Source organism: Psychrobacter sp. NPDC078929, assembly GCF_050267985.1.
In the GTDB taxonomy this organism is placed as follows: Bacteria; Pseudomonadota; Gammaproteobacteria; order Pseudomonadales; family Moraxellaceae; genus Psychrobacter.
Genome location: NZ_JBNNFX010000050.1, coordinates 1 through 2,548 on the forward strand (window position 1 = coordinate 1; position 2,548 = coordinate 2,548).

The window sequence follows — 2,548 nt, forward strand, 5'->3', positions numbered from 1 at the left end:
ATCCGCATCAGATCGTAATATCTACCTTGCTATGAATGATAAATAAGACTTTCTAAGTCAGCACAACATAGTTGTTATTTCCTCCAACCCAGTAGGGCGTGTTGAACATTCACAAATAGTCTCTGTCAGTGCCATGGTTGAAGGTTCAACACGCCCTAGTGACTAGTGACTGTGCCCGATATGGTTATTCGCAGAGCTTTGCTGCTCTGATATGTCGCAGACCAATGCATCGCTATGGGCGCTGGTCTGCGGGTGTGACAAGCTTTCAACCTGAATGGTGGCGTGATGAATACCAAGCGCAAGCAACCCTTGCTCAAGATTGGCAATCAATACGCTGGCATCCGAGATTCTCATATCCCCATCGACCATCACATGGCAAGATAGCGCATTTAGCCCGCTGGTGATGCTCCAAATATGCAGGTCGTGGACTTGTTTTACTTGTGGATGGGCAAGCAGCTTGTCTTCCACATCTACCAGCGATATGCCTTCTGGCGTGCCCTCCATCAAGACATGTACCGAATCACGTACAACGCGGTAACCACTTACTAAGATAAGTACCGCGACGATCACCGACGCTGCGGCATCGGCCCAAACCCAGCCAAACCCCATCATCAGTAAAGCGGCGATGATCGCGGCGACAGAGCCCATCAAATCACTTAATACATGCAAGTAAGCGCTTTGCATATTGAGGTTGACAGGCTCTTTGGAATCATTGCTTTTATTTGCTTTTTCTTTATTTACTTTGTCTGCATTTGCTCCATGGCTGTGGGTGTGTCCATCGCTGCCGCTACTACCACGATGCATCAGCCAAGCGACCAAGATATTAACCAGCATACCGATGGTGGCGACGATTAGCATACCTTGGGTAGCAATCTCAGGCGGTGAGTTAAGGCGTTTGATCGCTTCATAAAAAATCATCAAGGCGATAATTACTAGCGTCGCACCATTGACGGTGGCCACGATAATCTCAAAGCGTTTATAGCCAAAGGTCTTTTGATGGGTGGCGGCTTTTTCGCCGATTTTAAATGCCATCAACGTCGCACCAAGGGCGATGGCGTCGCTGAGCATGTGTCCTGCATCAGAGAGTAACGCCAAGCTGCCTGTCAGTAAGCCACCAATCGCCTCGATAAACATATAGCCTGTGATGATCACAAAGCTAATCAGTAACGTACGCTGATAGCCTTTGGTATCTCTTGGTGCGGTGTTTTGCTCTAGGTGAGTGTCATGATCATGAGCGTCTTGATTGCCAGCAGTATAGTTACTATCGTTGTTTTTATAGACATCAATAGGCTCACTTGGAGGCAAATGCTTATTTTGCTTATGACTGGCATCTTCTTGACTCATAACGTTACTCAAATTTATTAAGACTTATGGTAAATAACTTCAAGGATTAATGATAAATCTAACATAGTCGAGTATTAGAAGCTGTAACGACGAGGTAAAAATGCAGCCAGTAAGCTATAGTCGATTCACTGCAAAAATGACATCGTGCTACTGGTATAAATTTTCCTTGCATGCTGTTATTACAGAGGCTGCGCAACATTCATTCCAGTAGCACTCTTCAATTTATCACCATGTTATTTTGAACTGACTAGGGCGTGTTGAACATTCATAATTTGAGCCAGATATAAGCACAAGCAAGAGCGACCGTATTTTCATAACTTTGCTTGAGCTTATCAAACCTGGTGGCAACCGCCCTATACTGTTTTAGTTTGGCGAAAGCATTTTCTACTAGATGCCTCGCTTTATATAAGTCCCAGTCCATATGGTCGTTAGAAGACTGAGTATTTCGTTTTCGAGGGATGTTATCCCGTGTCCCTGCTTGTTCAATATGCGCTCGTAGTGCATCAGAATCATAGCCTTTATCGGCACATAAAACCTCTGTGTTGCTCAAATTAACTTTGTCTACTAAGTCAGGTGCGACTTTAACATCGTGGGTCGTGCCATCTGACAAGATAAAGGTAATCGGATTGCCATGCGCATCTACTGCCAAGTGAATCTTGGTCGCGCGTCCTGCCACACTTTTACTAATGGATTGTAGGTTCTCATTGCCACCACTGCTGTGCTGATGCGCTTTAATATGAGTACCATCAATGAAGACCCACTCAAGGTCTGCGTCTTTGATTAATAAAGCAAACAGCGTAATCAGCTTATTACTACGAAACCAGCGCTGGTAAGCTTTATAGATGGTATTGGGCTTGCCAAAACACTCGGGTAAGTCGCACCAAGGACAGCCAACACGCATGCGATAAAGCACGCCTTCAACCGTTTGTCTAAGATTTCCTTTGTCATAGATATTAAGTTCTAGTAATATAGGTTTCAGTCTTGTCCAGTGTTCATCTTTGAGCATAGTGCGAGGCATAGCGAACGATATCTTTTTTGTGTGAGAACTTAAAGATTAACCGTTCGCTATTTTTTTTGCCATTAATTTATACCCAATGTTCAACACGCCCTAGTGATCTTAATATCATTGCTGGGTTTTTTTGTGCTTAACATCAGGGCGTATTTAACCTTTCATGATTTGATCCGTCAGAAATGAACACTACTG

2 protein-coding genes are annotated in these 2,548 nt (G+C 44.2%); both read right to left on the minus strand.

Going from position 1 to position 2,548, the window contains the following annotated elements; translation table 11 throughout:
• Window positions 1–162: 162 nt before the first annotated feature.
• Window positions 163–1,344 (minus strand): cation diffusion facilitator family transporter, encoded by a 1,182-nt coding sequence (locus ACQKCG_RS13800; RefSeq protein WP_077448184.1) that lies wholly within the window; start codon window positions 1,342–1,344, stop codon window positions 163–165.
• 265 nt (window positions 1,345–1,609) lie between these two features.
• Window positions 1,610–2,362, minus strand: coding sequence for an IS5 family transposase (locus ACQKCG_RS13805; protein WP_191114789.1), 753 nt, complete (start codon window positions 2,360–2,362; stop codon window positions 1,610–1,612).
• Between the last annotated feature and the right edge of the window lie 186 nt (window positions 2,363–2,548).

What these genes read in the sequence shown, in the direction of transcription:
- ACQKCG_RS13800 (WP_077448184.1), bottom strand. Translation starts at nt 1,344, where the DNA reads ATGAGTCAAGAAGATGCCAGTCATAAGCAAAATAAGCATTTGCCTCCA.
- ACQKCG_RS13805 (WP_191114789.1), bottom strand. Translation starts at nt 2,362, where the DNA reads ATGCCTCGCACTATGCTCAAAGATGAACACTGGACAAGACTGAAACCT.